The organism is Allobosea sp. GW822-FHT03F07 (assembly GCF_058801345.1).
Genome location: NZ_JBXAND010000001.1, coordinates 155,893 through 172,713, shown reverse-complemented (window position 1 = coordinate 172,713; position 16,821 = coordinate 155,893). Strand labels below are relative to the sequence as shown.

Below are 16,821 nucleotides of genomic sequence, written 5' to 3'. Positions count from 1 at the left end.
CTATTTATGCAGGCCGGATGCGCCGCCGCGCCTTGGCCGGCACGGCGCACGGGCTTGCGTGACGGTGTGTTTTGGAGCCAAGAGTTTGCAGCCGAGAGAAGGCAAGAGCCCGGTATCAGCGGGCCTCCACCGAAACGACCACGCCCAGGGAAACGCCGCCATGCCGCTCCATGTCGTCCCGTCCTTCGCCCGCATCGGCGAGGAGAATGCCTTCGCCGTGCTGGCGCGCGCCACCGAGCTGCAGCGCCAGGGCAAGGACATCATCAATCTCGGCATCGGCCAGCCGGACTTCCCGACGCCGGATCATATCGTCGAGGCGGCCGTGAAGGCCCTGCGCGACGGCCATCACGGCTACACCCCCGCGAACGGCATCCTGCCGCTGCGCGAGGCGGTCTCGGCCGACCTGCACAAGCGTTTCAATGTCGAGGTCTCGCCCGAAAGCGTGATGATCGTGCCCGGCGGCAAGGTCACCATGTTCATGGCGATCCTGATGTTCGGCGAACCCGGCGCGGAAATCCTGTACCCGGACCCCGGTTTCCCGATCTACCGCTCGATGATCGAATATACCGGCGCGACGCCGATCCCGGTGCCGATCCGCGAGGCGAACGGCTTCGCCTTCTCGGCCGAAGAGACGCTCGCGCTGATCACGCCGAAGACGCGACTGCTCATCATCAACTCGCCCGCGAACCCGACCGGCGGCGTCACGCCCAAGGCCGAGGTCGACAAGCTCGTCGCCGGCCTGGCGAAATTCCCGGACGTCGCGATCATGTCCGACGAGATCTACGACCAGATGCTCTATGACGGCGAAGAGCATGTCTGCCTGCTCTCCTACCCTGAAATCCGCGACCGGCTGATCCTGCTGAACGGCTGGTCGAAGACCTATGCCATGACCGGCTGGCGCATGGGCTGGTCGGTCTGGCCGAAACCGCTCTACGACAACGCCCGCAAGCTCGCGGTGAACTCGCATTCCTGCGTCAACGCGCCGGCGCAATGGGCCGGCCTCGCTGCCCTCACCGGGCCGCAGGATGCGGTGGCCACGATGCTCGCCGAGTTCGACCGGCGCCGGAAGGCCGTGGTCAAGGGGCTGAACGCCCTGCCCGGCATCTCCTGCATCGTGCCCAAGGGCGCGTTCTACGCCTTCCCGAACGTCTCCCAGACCGGCTGGAAGGCCAAGAAGCTGGCCTCGGCGCTGCTGGAGGATGCTGGCGTCGCCACGATCGGCGGCCCCGATTTCGGCGTCCATGGCGAGGGCTATATCCGCCTCTCCTATGCCAACTCGCTGCCGAACATCGAGCGCGCGCTGGAGCGGATGGGCACCTTCCTGGCGAGCGCGAAGGCGGCGTGAGCTATCTCTATCTCGCGGCGGCGATCGTCAGCGAGGTCATCGGCACCTCGGCGCTGAAGGCCTCGAACGAATTCACGCGCCTCGTGCCCTCGCTGGTCACGGTCGCGGCTTTCGTCAGCGCCTTCTGGTTCCTGTCGCTGTGCTTACGGACGATTCCCGTCGGCGTCGCCTATGCGATCTGGTCGGGCGTCGGAATCGTCCTGATCAGCGTGATCGCGCGCATCCTGTTCGGCCAGAAGCTCGACGCGCCCGCGCTCATCGGCATGGCGCTGATCGTCGCCGGCGTCCTGGTGATCAACCTGTTCTCGAAGTCGAGCGCGCACTGAGGCGCAGGCCGACGCTCAATCCCGGCGGGCCGTGCTCGCGGTCATCCCCGGATCGACCTTGAAGCTCGACGCCTCGAGCACGGCCGTGCCGATCATCGTCCTCACCGAGACGCGCACCGGCACCATCAGGTTCGTGCCCGCCACCGGCGCCAGCCAGGTGCTGATGTCCTTGTTCTCGATCATGAATTTGGTGCTGGGCCGCAAGGCCCGGTGGCCGGCGATCGGCACATAGCGCACCTGGCAGACCGCGACCGGGCCGCTATAGCCCTCGAGCTTCACCTCGCGCGTGCCGGCATGGCTGAGCTTGATGTCGTAGCGCGCAGCCCCATCGAAGATCTGGAGCGTGCGGTTACAGGCGTTCGCCATGCCCTTGCCGTTGACCGGCATCAGGAAGGCCGAAAGCGGATCGACAATGCCGCGCCGGTGCCCTTCATTCAGCGGCACCCGGTCGGGCTTGGACTCGATCGGCGGCTCGATCTCGACGGCGGCGACGCTGTTGCTGTCGAGCGCCATTCGCACCGTGCGGCTCTCGCTGGAGCTGGCGGAACTGACCGCGAAGCTCGTCGGCGACAGCTTTGCTCCGCTGAAGCTGCCGCTGGCCGCACCCGAGCCGCGCCCGCCGGTGAATCCGCCGATCAGCCCGGTCAGCTTCGCTGCGACATCGAGCTTGTAGCTGGAACCATCGATGCCGCCGCTGAGGCTGGCAGTCCCGAGCGTCAATCCGAGAAGGGAAACATCGTAGCGCGCATCGAGTGAGGCCGCCGAAGCCGGCAGGCTTACAGCAGAGGCGATTCCCAGCGCGAAGAAACCGGCCAGGGACGACGCGATGGCGGGCTTCATCCACTTCCTCCGGAGTTTGGCGTTCATCGGGATATGCACGGCGAATCGGTCTGAATCGTGACCTCATTTGCCCGATTTGGCGAGCGCCAAAGCAAGTCGGCTTGCCCTCTCGCCATCACATCGGCGATAAGAACGGAGTTCGCATGACTTTTCCTTGACGCGCCCGCCAGGCTTGGCTATGGAACCGCGACTTCAATTTGACTTCCGGTGCTCATGTCCGGCACGTCGCGTGTCGGCATTTTTGTTTGAGCCAACCGGTTGGATTTAGGGAACGATACCATGGCGCGCCGTTGCGAACTGACCGGGAAGGCCACCCTGACCGGCCACCTCGTCAGCCACTCGAACCGCAAGACGAAGACCGTCTTCCGGCCGAACCTCGTGAATGTCACGCTGCAGTCGGATGCGCTCGGTCGCTCCGTGCGCCTGCGCATCTCGGCCAACGCGCTCCGCACGGTCGATCATCGCGGCGGCCTCGACGCCTTCCTGATCAAGGCTCCGGCCGGCGATCTCTCGACCGGCGCCCTGACGCTGAAGCGCGACATTGAGAAGAAGCTCGCCACCGCCTGAGCGGGGCGGTACGTCGCGATTGAATGAAGCGGCCGCAAGGCCGCTTTTTTCGTTTTGTTTCCGCTCTCCCCTCGCGGGAGAAGAGCAAGGCCAGCACTCAACCCAGCACGAACTCCAGAATCACGGTCCGCTGCAGGAACGAGAAATTGTCGTCCGAGATCAGGGTCAGGACGGTCCGGCCCTGCTCCAGATGGACGCAAAGCCCTTCCATGTTATCGATCTCGTAGCCGAGATCGGCCTCGATCAGATAGGGACCGTCGAGCAGCGCGCCCGGCTTCAGGCTTGCCGCCGGCACGCGGCGGATCCGCATGCCGACGCCGCGCAGCGGGCGATACCAGCGCTCCAGCAGCAAGAGGTCGCCATCTGGCAGGAAGGCGAGATCGGTGATGTCGAAGCCGTCATGCCTGACGACCTTGAACAGCCCCGGCTGGCGACCGCCCAGGATGAAGCCCTGCGTCGGCTCGTCGTCGGAACCGGATCGTTCGGCGATCGCGACGATCGCGCCCGCCAGCGGCTGGCCGGCCGGCACGACGCCGATCGCCTCCAGCCCTCGATTGTTCGGCAGGCGCTTGACCTCGCGCGGCACCGGCACGACCCGCGCCCGCGCCATGACGCCCTCGCCTGCCCAGTCGAAACGCAGCACGTCATGCGTCCGCTCGACGCCGAGATAGGCGACGCCCTCGGCGATGCAGAGGCTTTCGGTATCGTAATAGCGCGAGCGGTAGAGCGGCCGGCCGGACGCTCCCAGGACCGGCGCCAGCTCGGCCTGCTCCAGACCCTCCAGCCGGCCGTTGCGGGATGCGACCTTCGCCGTCAGCCAGAAGCCGTTGTCTGAAACCGCGACGAGATCAGTGCCGTTCGGTCCACGCCAGAGCCCGGAGAACCCGCCGAAGCGCGAATGGTTGCCGGTCAGCACGAGCCCGCTGCGGAAGGTCAGCTTGCCGAAGCGCGCCTTGTCGGGGCTGCGCGGCTCGAAGGCGGTGATCGGCCGGACCGAGACGGCGACCGGAATGCGGCCGGTTTCCACCGACTCGGCCAAGGCAGGAGTGACGGCGGTACCGGCAAGGCCGGCCAGCGCCGCGCGGCGGGTCAGGCGCATGGAGCCAGGCCGCCCCTCAATGCAGCCGCCGCGACCCGTTCGATGACCTCGCGTTCAGCCCGGCATCCTCCTCGAACAGCTCCGCGAGCTTCTCCGTCATCACGCCGCCGAGTTCCTCGGCATCGACGATGGTGACAGCGCGCCGATAGTAACGGGTCACGTCGTGGCCGATGCCGATGGCGATCAGTTCGACCGGCGAGCGCGTCTCGATCTCGGCGATGATGTGGCGCAGGTGCCGTTCGAGATAATTGCCGGCATTGACCGACAGCGTCGAATCGTCGACCGGCGCGCCGTCCGAGATCACCATCAGGATCTTGCGCTGTTCGGGCCGGGCCAGGATGCGCTTATGGGCCCAATCCAGCGCCTCGCCGTCGATGTTCTCCTTGAGCAGGCCCTCGCGCATCATCAGCCCGAGATTCTTGCGCGCCCGGCGCCAGGGCGCATCCGCCGCCTTGTAGATGATGTGGCGGAGATCGTTGAGGCGGCCGGGATTGGTCGGCTTGCCCGATTGCAGCCAGGCCTCGCGCGACAACCCGCCCTTCCAGGCCCGCGTGGTGAAGCCGAGCAGTTCGACCTTGACGCCGCAGCGCTCCAGCGTCCGGGCCAGGATGTCGGCGCAGGTGGCGGCCACCGTGATCGGCCGGCCGCGCATCGAGCCGGAATTGTCGATCAGCAGCGTCACCACCGTATCGCGGAAATTGACGTCCGATTCCTGCCGGAAGGAGAGCGGCTGGTAGGGATCGATGATGATGCGCGGCAGGCGCGCGGGGTCGAGTGCACCCTCCTCCAGGTCGAACTGCCAGGAGCGGTTCTGTTGTGCCATCAGGCGGCGCTGCAGCCGATTTGCAAGTCTCGCCACGACACCCTGCAGATGCGCCAGCTGCTTGTCGAGATAGGCGCGCAGCCGCGTCAATTCCTCGGCGTCGCAGAGCTCCTCGGCCGTGACCGTCTCGTCGAACTTGACGGTATAGGGCTTGTAATCGGTCTGCGGGCGGCCATCGTTCTTGGATTCGCGCGGGCGCGGTGCTTCGCCCGCCTCCTCGGCGTCCGAATTCTCGTCCTCGTCATCCCAGTCGCCCGAGGGCGCATCGGAGGCCTCGCTCGCCCCCTCCTGCAACTCCTCGGTGGCATCGTCCGAGACCTCGACCTCGGAGCGCTCGCCGGCGCTTTCCTGCTCGGCCTCGCCCTCCTGTTGCTGCTGCTCGTCGGAGGACTGGTCCTGATTGTCCTCGTCCTCCTCCGAATCCTCGCCCTGCGAGCTCTGCTCGGCCATGTCGAGCGAGGCCAGCATGTCGCGCACGGTGCGGGCGAAGGCACGCTGGTCCTCCACCGCCTTGGACAGCCGGTCCAGATCGGCGCCGGCCTTGGCCTCGATCTGCTCGCGCCAGAGATCGACCAGCTTCTGCGCCGATTTCGGCGGCTTCAGGCCGGTCAGCCGTTCGCGCACCATCAGGGCGAGTGCATCCTCCAGCGGCGCGTCGGCTCGGTCGGTGATCTCCTCATAGCGCCCGCCACGGTGGTAGCGGTCCTCCAGCATCGCGGTGATGTTGCCCGCCATGCCGGCCATGCGCCGCGCGCCGACGCATTCGACGCGGGCCTGCTCGACCGCGTCGAACACGGCACGGGCGGCATCGCCTTCCGGCGCGGCGCGGCGATGCACGCTCGCATCATGGCAGGCGAGCCTGAGCGCCATCGAATCGGCGTGCCCGCGCAGCACCGCGACATCCTCGCGCGTCAGCTTGCGCGGCGGCTCCGGCAGGCGGGCTCGCTCGCCGACGAGCGAGGGCTTATCGGCCGCGAAGACGATTTCCATCTCCGGCTTGCGCGCGATCGCCTTCATCGCCGAGGAAATGGCGCGCTTCAGCGGCTCCGCCGGCGCTTCCTTGGTCGTTCCGGGCTTGCGGTTGGAGATGCTCATAGCGCCTTCGCGAAATGGTGGATCCGATGGCCGGCCACGGGATAGTCCTCCATCAGGCCGCATTGCCGATAGCCCAGCTTCGGGTAGAAATCCGGCGCCTGGAGGCTCATCGTACTCAGATAGACGCCGCGCGCACCGTACTCCCGTGCAGTATCCTCAGCCATGGCGACGAGGGCCTCGCCATGGCCCTTGCCGCGATGGACCGCGTCGATCCAGAGCAGGTCGATATGGAGCCATTCCCATTTCAGCTCCCCGATCAGGCCACCGACGATCGCGTCGGCCTCGTCGCGCAGGCTGAGCGCGAGAGGCACGCTGTTGCGGGCTCCGACGACCGCCGCGTTGAAGGCGCTGAGGCCGCCGATGACGGCTTCCCTCGTCGCCGCGACATCGGTCTCGCGCTGGAGGGTAGCCATCGCGGGAACGCGTCAGCTCAGCACGACATTCGCCGCACTCTCCGGCAGTTCCTTGCCGAAGGAGCGCTGGAAGAATTCGGCCACCAGCGTGCGCTCCATCTCGTCGCACTTGTTCAGGAACGTCACCCGGAAGGCAAAGCCGATATCGCCGAAGATCGCGGCGTTCTCGGCCCAGGTGATGACCGTGCGCGGGCTCATCACCGTCGAGAGGTCGCCGTTCATGAAGGCGTTGCGGGTGAGATCGGCGACGCGCACCATCTTGTTGATGACGTCCTTGCCCTCCGGAGTGGTCTGGAAGTGCTTCGACTTCGCCAGCACGATCGCGACCTCGTTGTCATGCGGCAGGTAGTTCAGCGTCGTCACGATCGACCAACGGTCCATCTGGCCCTGGTTGATCTGCTGCGTGCCGTGATAGAGGCCCGAGGTGTCGCCGAGACCGACCGTATTGGCGGTGGCGAACAGGCGGAAGGCGGGATGCGGGCGGATGACGCGCTTCTGGTCGAGCAGCGTCAGCTTGCCGGACTGCTCGAGCACGCGCTGGATCACGAACATCACGTCCGGGCGACCGGCATCATACTCGTCGAAGACCAGCGCGATGTTGTTCTGCAGCGCCCAGGGCAGGATGCCGTCCTGAAACTCGGTGATCTGCTTGCCCTCCTTCAGCACGATCGCGTCCTTGCCGACGAGGTCGAGGCGGGAGACATGGCTGTCGAGGTTGACGCGGACGCAGGGCCAGTTGAGGCGGGCGGCCACCTGCTCGATATGGGTCGACTTGCCGGTGCCGTGATAGCCCGAGATCATCACGCGGCGATTATGCGCGAAGCCGGCGAGGATCGCGATCGTGGTGTCGTGATCGAAGCGGTAGTCCGGGTCGAGATCGGGCACATGCGCCTCGGTCTTGGAATAGGCCGGCACCTCGAGATCCGAATCAATCCCGAAGGTCTGGCGCACCGACAGCTTCATGTCGGGCAGGCCGGCGGCATTCGTCGTTGTCATCATCAGATCTCCGGGCGTGGGACCATGGCCGGGCAAGGCCCGGTTGTCCCAACGCCGACCGAGGAGGGAGGCAATGCCACCCTAATTAAAGCGAAAGCCTTGCAGCGGCAATTCGCAAAGCGCCGGGTCGGGCTTTCGCAAGAGACATGCCGGCAACGGGTCGGATGGCAGTGAAAGCTGTCGTACTGCGTTCCTTAGGCCCGCCCGGCGAGGAGCCTTCCGACGATGCCGGCGATCGCGCCCGCGCCGTCGCGATCGATGTCCAGCCGCTCCGGCATCCGCGTCTGCAACGCCGCCTCGACGGTCGCGGCGAAGGCGGCCGGAGTCGCGGCATCTGGAGCCGAAAGCCGCAGGCATCGCGCGAGACCGGCCCGTTCCATCGCTTCCGCGCGCACCGCCTGCTCGGTCTCCGCCCCTTCGTCGAAGGGCACGACGATCGCCGGCCGACCGGCGGCGACGAGATCGAGCACCGTATTGTAGCCGGCCTGGCTGATCGACAGCGCGCAGCCGGCCAGCAGATCCGGAAAGTCCGGGCGCGCCCATTCGACGGTGACGTTGGGCGAGGCCGATCGTCGCAGGCCCGCGAAATCAGCCTCTGCGACGCCACGACCGACAAGAATTCGCCAGCGTCGCGAGGAGGCCGGAAGACGGGCCGCCTCGACGCACAGCTGGAAGAGTGGCAGCGCCGCAGCGGAACCGCCGCCCGAGACCAGAATCTCGCCATCCTCGTCGCTGCTTCGCTCCGTTCGCAATGACGGCGGCGCCAGATAGCCCGTGTAGTGCAGCCGATCCGCGAGTTCCCGCGCCACCGGCCAGGACGCTTCCAGCGGCAGGAAAGAGCGGTCGCCATGGACCAGGACGGCGTCGAACAGCTCGCTCAGCCGGCGTTCGGCCTCGGCGATCCGCTCCGGTCGCGGCGTCACCAGCACGTCACGCACCGAGGACAGCACCAGCGCCTTCGGATTGGCGTCGCGCGCCGCCGCGATCAGGCCGAGGAATTCGCTCGCCAGTTGCCGCCGACCGAACGGGAAATGCTCGGTGATGACCACGTCCGGCCGGAGCGAGGTCGCGAGCCCGGTGAGCAGCGCCTGCCGCTCCATGAGGCGCGACGCATCGATCGGCTGGCCCGCCTCGTCGAGCAGATTGCGGAAATCGACGCCCTCGGTCTTGACCGGCGGAAGCTGCACGAAGGCGAAGGGTTCGCCCTGCATGCTCCGCAACGGCATGCCACCGCTCGCGAGCGTAACCGCAAAGCCGCTCCCCGCCAGCGCCCGGGCGAGATGCGCCGCGCGCACCAGATGCCCGCTGCCGAGCAGATGCGTCACCGCGATCAGGACCGTCCCGCTCGCCCCCGTCGTGCTCATGGCGGGAGCCCGGCCGAGGCGCGTAGCAGGGTGGCGACGCTGTCGAGACCGGCATCGGCCGAGAAGGCTCCGGTCAACCGCTGATGCGCGGCCCGGCCGAGCATCGCACGTCGCTCCGGAGAACCCGACAGCTCGGCCAGCGCCTGCGCCAAACCGTCGACATCGCCCGGCTGCACCAGCACCCCCTCGACATCCTCGCGCACGAATTCGGGAATGCCGGCGAAATCGGTCGCGACGATCGGCAAGGCCTGGCTCGCCGCCTCCATCACGACATTCGGCAGCCCGTCGCGGTCCCCGTCGCCCGCCTGCCGCGAGGGCAGCACGAAGAGATCGGCCTCGCGCAACGCGGCGACGACCTCGCTCTGCGCCTTGGGCCCTGCCCAAGTGACGCGCCCAGCGAGGCCCAAGGCCAGCGCCTGCGCTTGCAGGGCCTTCAGCTTCTCGCCGCCGCCGATATGGGTCAGCCGCCAATGCAAATCCGCAGGCAGCTTGGCCAACGCGTCCAGCAGATCGTCGAAACCCTTCTTCTCGACCGCCCGGCCGATGGTGACGAAAAGCACCGGGTCGGCCGCGTCGCTGCCATCGCGGCCGGCCCGACTAGGCGGCGCCGGAAAGCGCTGGAGATCGAGCCCGTGATAGACGAGCGCCACCTTGTCGGCCCGGTCGGACAAGCGTTGCAACTCGCGGTGCCCATCCAGCGTGCAGGTCACGCCCCAGGCGGCCGCCGCGATCTTCTCGCGTTTTTCCCAATCCGGCGTCGTCCAGATGTCCTTGGCATGGGCCGAGAAGGACCAGCTCAGGCCCCGCAGCTTGGCCGCATAGGCGATCACCGAGGCCGGCGTATGCAGGTAATGCACATGCAGATGGGTGATCGCGGCCGGCAGTTCGCGCGCCATCACGCAGGCCTGGCCGAAGCGGCGCAGACGGTTGCGCGTCCGGTCGCGCGCGAGATCGCGCAGGAACGTCGGCATCAGCCGCGCGAAGCCGGGTCGCAGCAATGCGCGCAGCACGCCGCGGGCGACCCGCCCCGGCTCCTCGTGCAGATATTCCGGGAGGTAGCTCACCGGCGCCGCAATCTGGTTGTGCATCAGGTGCCGGGCGACATCGGTCGGCCGGCGCAGCGACCAGATCGCGAAGGGCAGGTCGCGTTGTTGCAGGCCGAGAAGTTCCTGCGCGATAAACGTCTCCGACAGGCGCGGATAACCCTTCATCGCAATCGCAATGCGAGGAGCCTGGTCGGCCGCATCGGTTGGGCGGGCGACCTCATTCCACTCGTCGGGCCGACGCCGCGCGTTCATCGCCGGCCGATCAGCATGAAACGGGTATAGTTCTTCGTCGGCAGCGCGCCGGCGAACAGCGTCTCCGACAGCCCTGTCTGAACCTGGAAGGCCTCGAGCGAAGTGACGCAACTGCGATGGTCGGGCTCGCGGACGTAATCGTTCGACTGCAGCAGCAGGGGCAGACCCGGCGGCAGGGTCGCGAGCCAGCCCGGCACATCGTCGAGATGCTCGCAGCTCGTGTTGACGACGAGACCGGGAGCCGGCTCCTGCGCGCTGAAGTCGAGCGCCATCATGTCGGTGGTCAGCGCGCGGAAACGGCCAGCCGCGACGTGGCGGCGGTTCAGCCGCTCGGCTACGGGCGCGCAGGAGGGGTCGAGATCGACACTGACCACGGCCGGGATCGCCAGCCGTTCGTCGGCGAGCAGCATCGCGCCCAGCACGCCATACCACGCGCCCAGCACCCAGACCGGCCCCTGCGGTCGCTGCATCGTCTCGGCGAGCGCATCGATCAGCCAGCGCTTCGAAGCGATCTGCTTGTGGTTGAAGGCGATCCAGATCTCCGGCGGCATCTCGTCGGCGATCAGCCGAGCGAGATCGGCCACGACGCCGTTGCCGGTGAGGGCTGCGACGCCGCGCAGAATGTCATAGAAGGCGTCGGGAGGCGTGTCGCGTGTCATGCCGTATCGGAATGCGGGAAGCAGTATGAAAGCGGCGGGACCATATGCAAGCGCGCCGGTAAAGGCCAGCGACCCGGCCGCGCCGACCGCCGGCACCCTGCTGCCCCATCTCGCGAGTCCGGCCGCCGCCCTGCGCCAGGTTCTCGCGGCCCATGCCGTACGGAACTGCGCCCATATCGTCGAGATCGGCGGCGCCGGCCTGCCGATCACCGGCTTCCTCACGCATCGTCCCGAGACCGTCACGGTGATCGACCCGAAGATCCCGGAATTCTCCGCCACGACGCTGAACGGCGCGCCCTGCCGCCTGCGCCATCGCGCCGCCAAGGTGCAGGAGATCGAGATCGCGCCGGCGGGCCCTTACGCCCTGGTCCTGCTCGGGCTCTCCCTCAAGCCGTTCGGGCGCCAGGCTGCGACCCCGCCCGAACTGCTCGCGCTCGCCGCCGGGGCCGAAATCTTGGTGATCGACTACGCGCTCGATCTGGACCGGGCCCAGGGTCAGATCGGCGCGTTGACGGCGACCCGCCCGGCTCCTCCGATCATCGATCTCGCTTTGACCATCAACAACGAGGCCCTGCGCGCCGCAGGCTTCGACCGCAGGCGTTTCCTCGCCTTCGGTCCAGCTTGATGCCTACGGCTCGTCCCCGACGGGTGTTTTCGGCTTCCTGGTAGCGGCGTTCTTGCGCGACGACCGTCCCGGCGCTGCCGTAGTGGCCACGGGGACGGGGTCCCGCGACGGGGCTTCCTCCTCATGCGCCGCGAGGTCGACGGTTTGGACGGCGACCGCGACGGTCTCGCTCGCGACGACATCGGTCATACCAGCAGGAACATCCACCCTGGCGTCGAGGATGGCGGGGGCGGCATCGTTCTCCTGCTCCGCATCCGCGATCTCCGGCGCGCTGGCGAAGCCGAGCGCACCGAGCGGCTTCTCCCGCCCCCGGATCGTGATCTTGAGCGCTGTCGTGCCGCGATAGCTTCGTCCACTGATCCGGATCGTCTCCTCCGAAACCAGAATGTCGGCCAGCACCCGGCGCGTCGCCAATTCGAGCTGCGCCGCAACCGCAACGGTGTCGCCGACGGTGATCTCGCGCCGACCCATGCTGTCATTCTCGACCGCGCCCGTAATCGCCTGGCCGCTATGGATGCCGATACCGATGCGCAGCGGCAACGGCAGCGCCGCGCCGAACTCGCGATTGAGCGCCTCGACCGCGCGCACGATGTCGCCGGCGGCCGAGATCGCCGCCTGCGCGCCCTTGGCGGTCGTGTCCGACAGCCCGAAGACGGCCATGAAGCCGTCACCATAGAAGGCGTCAATCCGGCCGCCATGGGCGGTGATGGCCTGTGACATCTCGTCGAAGAAGCGGTTGAGCAGGCCGATGAGCTCCTGCGGCAACTGGCGCTCGGAGAGCGCCGAGAAGGCCCGCAGGTCGGCCACGACCACCGTCAGCCCGCGCCGGCCGACGCTCGCATCCGGCTCGAGCTCGCCCGGCGTCGTCGCCTTGAGCCGCGAAGCGAGCAGGATCTGGACCTGCACGTCGTCGCGGGGCCTGATCTGGCAGGCGAGGCGGACACGTTCGGGCGCCGCGATCCGGCGCAGCAGCTTGGCCTCGTTCATGCCTGGCGGCGGCAGCTTGTCACCCCCGTCCAGCACCAGCACGCGGCAGGTGGCGCAGCGCGCCCGACCGCCGCAGAGTGCAGCGTGCGGGATACCGAAGCGCCGGAACATCTCCAGCACGGTGAGCCCCGGAGCAAGCTTGCGTACGCCATGGCCGACGAAGCGCACCGTGATCTGCCTGGTCGTCCGGACCCGGATTTCGCGGATGCCGACGAATCCGATGAAGCAGCCGACGAGCCCGTAGAACACGCCCTTCGCCCAGGTCACGTTCTGGTTGAACATGACGATCTGCGCATCGGTCGTAAAATCCGGCGCGACCGCCATGCCGCCGGCCTCGCGCCCTCCGACCGCGAAGCCGATCAACGCCAGGATCGGGATCAGGATCGCCAGCAGCAGGAAGGGGTCGCGCCAGCGCTGATAGCCGTCGCGCGAGCGCAGCGTGAAATGCAGGCCGATGATGCCGTGGACCCAGACCAGCAGCAGCAGCAGCGATTGCGCCGCCGCGAGCCCCGGCCAGAGCCGGCGCAGCACCGCGCGATAGCTTTCGTCGAGATTGAAGAAGCTCCCCATCACCCGCGTCCCGACGATGTGGTCGATCAGGAAGAGCGGGATCGCCAGGCCCAGCGCGATCTGCAGCATCTCGCGCGCCGGCATCTTGAAGGTGCGGCGCTGCGCCACCCGGATCAGTGCGAAGAGCGGATGCACGATCAGCGCGCCATAGAGCACCACCGTCCCGATCAAGGAATGCCAGAGCCAATAGCGCCACTCCTGCGCCTGCTCCATGGCCTCGACGCCGGCGATACCCATCGCATGGTTGAGGAAATGCGTCGTCGCGAAGAACAGCAGCACCATGCCCGACGCGAAGCGGACATCCCGGCTCCACGACGAAACCTGCTCCATGCCGGCGCCCATGCCGGTACGCCGCGCTCCTGCAGTCTGCTGCAGGCTCATGCCGGCACCTGCTTCGTCAATGCACCTTCTCCCCGTGAAGCGTGTAGTCCGCCAGACGGTAGAGCCGTGAGGCCAGGTCGCGCGACAGCGCCAGACTGAAATCCGGGATCGTCTCGAGCAGTTCGAAGAACAGATCCTTGGGCAGGCGCAGCGCATTGACGTCGCTCTTGGCCGTCACCGCGCCGACATAGCTCTGCCCGCACAGCAGCGGCACATCGCCGATGATGCTGCCGGAGTTGAGCTGCAGCCTCGGGCCGCGCCCATCGGGACTTTCATGCGAGATCTCGACCTCGCCCTGCAGGACCACGTAGACGCCTTCAGGCGTCTCGCCCTCTGCGATGATCTGCGTGCCCGCATCGAAATGGAGCTTTTCGCCCATCAGCGCGACGAGTTTGAGCCGCGGCGGCGGGAGCGATCGGAACAGGGGAAGCCGGCCCAGGGACGAAATATCCGCTTCGAGTGTCATGAGCGCGCCTCCATCCGCTCGACGCCGTTGCGCCGTCGCAAGGGGGCGATGGCGGCGTCGTCGGCATCCGCGCCGTCCCCGCTTTCAATCGTCCCGGACGGGCCGTTGAAGACGATCCGCAACGGAATGCCATCGACGAGACTAGCATCCCCGACGAGAAGGAACAGTGTCATGCCCGCGCAATGTTCGCGCAACCGGGCCAGGACCTTGTCAGGCTCGCTCGATGTCGACAGGAAGGAGCCCATATCCAGCACCGCGATCTGGGGCGCCTTGATCAGGGCCTGGGCCAGCGGCACGGCGAGCTTCAGCCTGGTCGGCAGGAAGCGGCCGCGGATGCCGCAATCCGTGTTGAGGCCGATCCGGTAGAGATCGCCGTCGAGCCCCGCCCGCGCCAGCGCCTTGCGCACGATCATCGCGACCTTCCTGTTCGCGTCGGCGATGCCGTGACCGACGCGCCCGAACATCAGGTTGTCGCGCAGGCTGGCGCCGAGCATGACCTTGTCGGGGTCGTAGAAATGCACGTCCTCCGCGGCATCCGCCGGGAGGTGCTCCTTAAAGCTCGCCCGCGCCCGCAGGATGCGTCGTTGCAGGCGCTCGTCGAGCAGGTTGAGCCGGTGCTTGGGCTCGATATAGCCCAACGCCAATGCGACGAGGTCCCGCTCGGCCGTCGCATCGAGCGGAGTCCGCATGTCGTGTTTCGTGAGCAGCACCGCGAGCTCGCCGAGCCTGTCGAAATCGAGTCCTGAGCCAAAGGAGTATCGCTCGAACAAGGCATGGCCCTGCGGCAGCCCGGCGAAGATCTCGACGACGGTCGCGGCAATCCGCGAGCCGACCTCGACCAGCGGCTCAATCAACGATTCCGCCTTCAGGATCGCATGCGCATAGGGCTCGAACAGCAGCGTCTCGTTGGCGAAGCGCGGCCCCATGCGGGCGCCAAAGATCAGGTTCTCGGCGATGCTGGCATTGGCATTGTAGCGCTCGGGGTCGAAGGGCGTGATCAGCCCCGCGAGCTTGCTCCGGGCGAGCTCTTCCGCCACCGCCCAGCGTGCGTCGACGATCTGCGCCTTGGCCTCTGGCCGCAGCGAGGCGGTGACCTTGCCGTCGAGGCCGAGCTCGTAGACATCCTCCGCGCAGCCGAGCACATCGAGAACGGCCCTGACACGATCCGCGAGCGCGACGTCGTCCGCCACGCCGGCACCTTCGTAATCGGTCCAGTCCGCCTCGAACGGCAGCGGCGTATTGCCGGAGCGGATCGCCTCCAGGAAGCGCTTATGCTCGCTGGAGGAGACCTTGCCGGCCGGCTTGAGGCTCGGACGGCGGCGCTTCAGGGGCAGCAGGATGTTGTCGCGGATCGTACCCGCGATGATCTCGGTCTCGTGGCCTGCATAGCCGATCAGATGGCTCGCCCGCTCGACCGACATCCGCGACAGCGGCACGCCGTCGATGACGACGCGGCCCGAATAGCTCATCGCCTGACGGCCCAGGATGCGCCCGAGCACCTCGATCGCACCGCCATGCGGGCCGATCACGGCGACCATTCCGGGGCGCGGGATGCGCGCCGACAGCGGTGTCAGCAGGGGCTGGCCACGATTGTCCAGCATCTGCACGCCGTCGAGCCTGATCTCGCCCTTCGCGGGCAGCCGGGTGACGCCGTCGGCCTCGTCCAGCTCGACCGTCTCATCATTGTTGAACTGCGCGATCACCTGCTCGTATTTGATCGTGACGTCGTTGCGCTGCTGGTCCCAGTCGATCAGCTCCTTGATCGGCGCCGGCAGGTCGCGATAGGCGGCGATCACGGCGACGAGCTGGCCGATGTCGAGCCGGCCCTGCAGAGCGAAGAAGCCGCCGATTGCGTAGAAGAAGAACGGCGTGATCTGGGCGAGCAGGTTGTTGAGGAACTTGACCGCGAATTTGCGCTTGTAGAGCGCGTAGCGGATGTCGAAGAGCCGGCCCAGCCGCCCGGCGATATCGGACTGCACATAGGTCGTAGCCCCATGGCCCTGGATGGTCGGCCCGGCATCGACGATCTCGCCGATGCGGCCCGCGAGCTGGCGCGAGGCGATCTGCCGCTCGCGCCCCAGGCGTAGCTGCTCGCGGCGCAGGATCGGGATGATGATAGCCTGAGCCAGGACGATCAGGAGCGCGATCGAGCCCAGCCAGACGCTCTGCGCCATGATGAAGACCAGCGCGGTCAGCGCCTGCGACAGCAGGAAGACCGGCTGGATGAAGGCATCGCCGACGAAGCCGCCGATCGGCTCGACCTCGTCCTTGATCATGCTGGCGACCTCGGCCGGCTTGACCGCGCGGATATCCTCCGGCCGGAAGCGCATGAGCTGGCTGAACAGGTCGTAGCGCATGCGCCTGAGCATGCGCTCGCCGAGAATGCCCTTGCGGACGTTGATGACATATTTGAAGGCGCCGTTGACCAGCACCAGGAAGAGGAAATAGCCGCTGAGGCCCAGCAGAAGGCCGAGCTGGCCGACCTGGAAACCTTCGAACAGCCTGAAGCTGGCCCCGCCGAGGAAGGACGGCAGGCTCACGGTGAACTCGAGCAGCGTGGCTGTGGTCTTGCCGCCCTTGAACGCCCCGCCCTGTATGGCGTCGTTGACGATCCGCTTCGGTACGTCGAAGGACGCCCAGGTGAACGGGATCGAGGCGAGGATGATCAGCAGGACGATGATCTGTTCGCCGCGGCTCTTCTCCCAGACATATCGGAAGAGGTTGGTCTCCAACGGCAATCCTGTCCGGCGCGCCAGGCCGCGCGCCCGTCTCTCGACCTGGTGCGATCATATGTGTGTCAGCTTAGCGCCGAGCGCAATGGAGGCTGGCGCCGACGGCCGCATCGTGCCCGCCATCATTGGCGCAGCTGCCAAGCTCCACATCGGGACATCGGCCAGGGCGAATTCCGCTTCGCCGACCGTTGCTTGCCCGTCATCCTCGCGCGCTAATCCCCGCCGCCGTGACACG

General features: G+C 67.2%; 15 protein-coding genes. 4 read left to right on the top strand and 11 right to left on the bottom strand.

The window, feature by feature from the left end; all coding sequences use genetic code 11:
• The first annotated feature begins 160 nt into the window (after positions 1-160).
• Complete coding sequence (locus tag AC1RMY_RS00875; protein ID WP_492862049.1) at positions 161-1,345, top strand: pyridoxal phosphate-dependent aminotransferase; 1,185 nt, start codon at positions 161-163, stop codon at positions 1,343-1,345.
• Positions 1,342-1,671 (top strand): SMR family transporter, encoded by a 330-nt coding sequence (locus tag AC1RMY_RS00870; protein ID WP_492862048.1) that lies wholly within the window; start codon positions 1,342-1,344, stop codon positions 1,669-1,671. The genes AC1RMY_RS00875 and AC1RMY_RS00870 overlap by 4 nt, the downstream gene beginning before the upstream one ends.
• Positions 1,672-1,686: 15 nt before the next feature.
• Here AC1RMY_RS00870 and AC1RMY_RS00865 read toward each other — a convergent pair whose 3' ends face one another.
• Entirely contained in the window at positions 1,687-2,511 is an 825-nt protein-coding gene (locus AC1RMY_RS00865) for a DUF3108 domain-containing protein (protein WP_492862047.1), read from the bottom strand.
• A gap of 279 nt (positions 2,512-2,790) precedes the next feature.
• On the opposite strand from AC1RMY_RS00865, the gene rpmB reads away from it, so the two are divergent.
• Entirely contained in the window at positions 2,791-3,078 is a 288-nt protein-coding gene (rpmB, locus tag AC1RMY_RS00860; RefSeq protein ID WP_492862046.1) for a 50S ribosomal protein L28, read from the top strand.
• A 97-nt stretch (positions 3,079-3,175) separates the two neighbouring features.
• On the opposite strand, the gene AC1RMY_RS00855 is transcribed toward rpmB, so the two are convergent.
• From AC1RMY_RS00855 to AC1RMY_RS00825, 7 genes are all read right to left on the bottom strand, one after another.
• Positions 3,176-4,177 (bottom strand): esterase-like activity of phytase family protein, encoded by a 1,002-nt coding sequence (locus AC1RMY_RS00855; protein ID WP_492862045.1) that lies wholly within the window; start codon positions 4,175-4,177, stop codon positions 3,176-3,178.
• Between the two features lie 16 nt (positions 4,178-4,193).
• Positions 4,194-6,095: a cobaltochelatase subunit CobT gene (gene cobT / locus AC1RMY_RS00850; RefSeq protein ID WP_492862044.1), complete on the bottom strand. Its 1,902-nt coding sequence runs from the start codon at positions 6,093-6,095 to the stop codon at positions 4,194-4,196.
• Entirely contained in the window at positions 6,092-6,508 is a 417-nt protein-coding gene (locus tag AC1RMY_RS00845) for a GNAT family N-acetyltransferase (RefSeq protein ID WP_492862043.1), read from the bottom strand. The genes cobT and AC1RMY_RS00845 overlap by 4 nt, the downstream gene beginning before the upstream one ends.
• A 12-nt stretch (positions 6,509-6,520) precedes the next feature.
• A complete protein-coding gene (gene cobS / locus AC1RMY_RS00840) occupies positions 6,521-7,507 on the bottom strand; it encodes a cobaltochelatase subunit CobS (RefSeq protein WP_492862042.1) in 987 nt (328 codons plus the stop codon).
• 191 nt (positions 7,508-7,698) lie between these two features.
• A complete protein-coding gene (locus AC1RMY_RS00835; protein WP_492862041.1) occupies positions 7,699-8,868 on the bottom strand; it encodes a glycosyltransferase family protein in 1,170 nt (389 codons plus the stop codon).
• The gene (locus tag AC1RMY_RS00830) at positions 8,865-10,079 is read right to left on the bottom strand and encodes a glycosyltransferase family 4 protein (RefSeq protein WP_492863535.1); all 1,215 of its coding nucleotides are present in this window, start codon (positions 10,077-10,079) and stop codon (positions 8,865-8,867) included. Before AC1RMY_RS00830 ends, AC1RMY_RS00835 begins: the two co-directional genes overlap by 4 nt.
• 83 nt (positions 10,080-10,162) lie before the next feature.
• Complete coding sequence (locus tag AC1RMY_RS00825; protein ID WP_492862040.1) at positions 10,163-10,825, bottom strand: class I SAM-dependent methyltransferase; 663 nt, start codon at positions 10,823-10,825, stop codon at positions 10,163-10,165.
• A gap of 25 nt (positions 10,826-10,850) precedes the next feature.
• On the opposite strand from AC1RMY_RS00825, the gene AC1RMY_RS00820 reads away from it, so the two are divergent.
• Positions 10,851-11,450, top strand: a complete 600-nt coding sequence (locus AC1RMY_RS00820; RefSeq protein WP_492862039.1) for a hypothetical protein — start codon at positions 10,851-10,853, stop codon at positions 11,448-11,450.
• A 3-nt stretch (positions 11,451-11,453) separates the two neighbouring features.
• Here AC1RMY_RS00820 and AC1RMY_RS00815 read toward each other — a convergent pair whose 3' ends face one another.
• The 3 genes from AC1RMY_RS00815 to AC1RMY_RS00805 are packed head-to-tail and all read right to left on the bottom strand — an operon-like array spanning position 11,454 to position 16,586.
• On the bottom strand, positions 11,454-13,388 hold the full coding sequence (locus AC1RMY_RS00815; protein WP_492862038.1) for an adenylate/guanylate cyclase domain-containing protein: 1,935 nt from the start codon (positions 13,386-13,388) through the stop codon (positions 11,454-11,456).
• 16 nt (positions 13,389-13,404) lie between these two features.
• A complete protein-coding gene (locus tag AC1RMY_RS00810; protein ID WP_492862037.1) occupies positions 13,405-13,854 on the bottom strand; it encodes a cyclic nucleotide-binding domain-containing protein in 450 nt (149 codons plus the stop codon).
• Positions 13,851-16,586: an ABC transporter transmembrane domain-containing protein gene (locus AC1RMY_RS00805; protein WP_492862036.1), complete on the bottom strand. Its 2,736-nt coding sequence runs from the start codon at positions 16,584-16,586 to the stop codon at positions 13,851-13,853. Before AC1RMY_RS00805 ends, AC1RMY_RS00810 begins: the two co-directional genes overlap by 4 nt.
• Between the last annotated feature and the right edge of the window lie 235 nt (positions 16,587-16,821).

Coding starts and splice junctions, on each gene's coding strand:
- AC1RMY_RS00830 (WP_492863535.1), bottom strand. CDS start 10,079: ATGAAGGGTTATCCGCGCCTGTCGGAGACGTTTATCGCGCAGGAACTT.
- AC1RMY_RS00815 (WP_492862038.1), bottom strand. CDS start 13,388: ATGAGCCTGCAGCAGACTGCAGGAGCGCGGCGTACCGGCATGGGCGCC.
- AC1RMY_RS00875 (WP_492862049.1), top strand. CDS start 161: ATGCCGCTCCATGTCGTCCCGTCCTTCGCCCGCATCGGCGAGGAGAAT.
- cobS (WP_492862042.1), bottom strand. CDS start 7,507: ATGATGACAACGACGAATGCCGCCGGCCTGCCCGACATGAAGCTGTCG.
- AC1RMY_RS00820 (WP_492862039.1), top strand. CDS start 10,851: ATGAAAGCGGCGGGACCATATGCAAGCGCGCCGGTAAAGGCCAGCGAC.
- AC1RMY_RS00835 (WP_492862041.1), bottom strand. CDS start 8,868: ATGAGCACGACGGGGGCGAGCGGGACGGTCCTGATCGCGGTGACGCAT.
- AC1RMY_RS00810 (WP_492862037.1), bottom strand. CDS start 13,854: ATGACACTCGAAGCGGATATTTCGTCCCTGGGCCGGCTTCCCCTGTTC.
- rpmB (WP_492862046.1), top strand. CDS start 2,791: ATGGCGCGCCGTTGCGAACTGACCGGGAAGGCCACCCTGACCGGCCAC.
- cobT (WP_492862044.1), bottom strand. CDS start 6,095: ATGAGCATCTCCAACCGCAAGCCCGGAACGACCAAGGAAGCGCCGGCG.
- AC1RMY_RS00855 (WP_492862045.1), bottom strand. CDS start 4,177: ATGCGCCTGACCCGCCGCGCGGCGCTGGCCGGCCTTGCCGGTACCGCC.
- AC1RMY_RS00865 (WP_492862047.1), bottom strand. CDS start 2,511: ATGAAGCCCGCCATCGCGTCGTCCCTGGCCGGTTTCTTCGCGCTGGGA.
- AC1RMY_RS00845 (WP_492862043.1), bottom strand. CDS start 6,508: ATGGCTACCCTCCAGCGCGAGACCGATGTCGCGGCGACGAGGGAAGCC.
- AC1RMY_RS00825 (WP_492862040.1), bottom strand. CDS start 10,825: ATGACACGCGACACGCCTCCCGACGCCTTCTATGACATTCTGCGCGGC.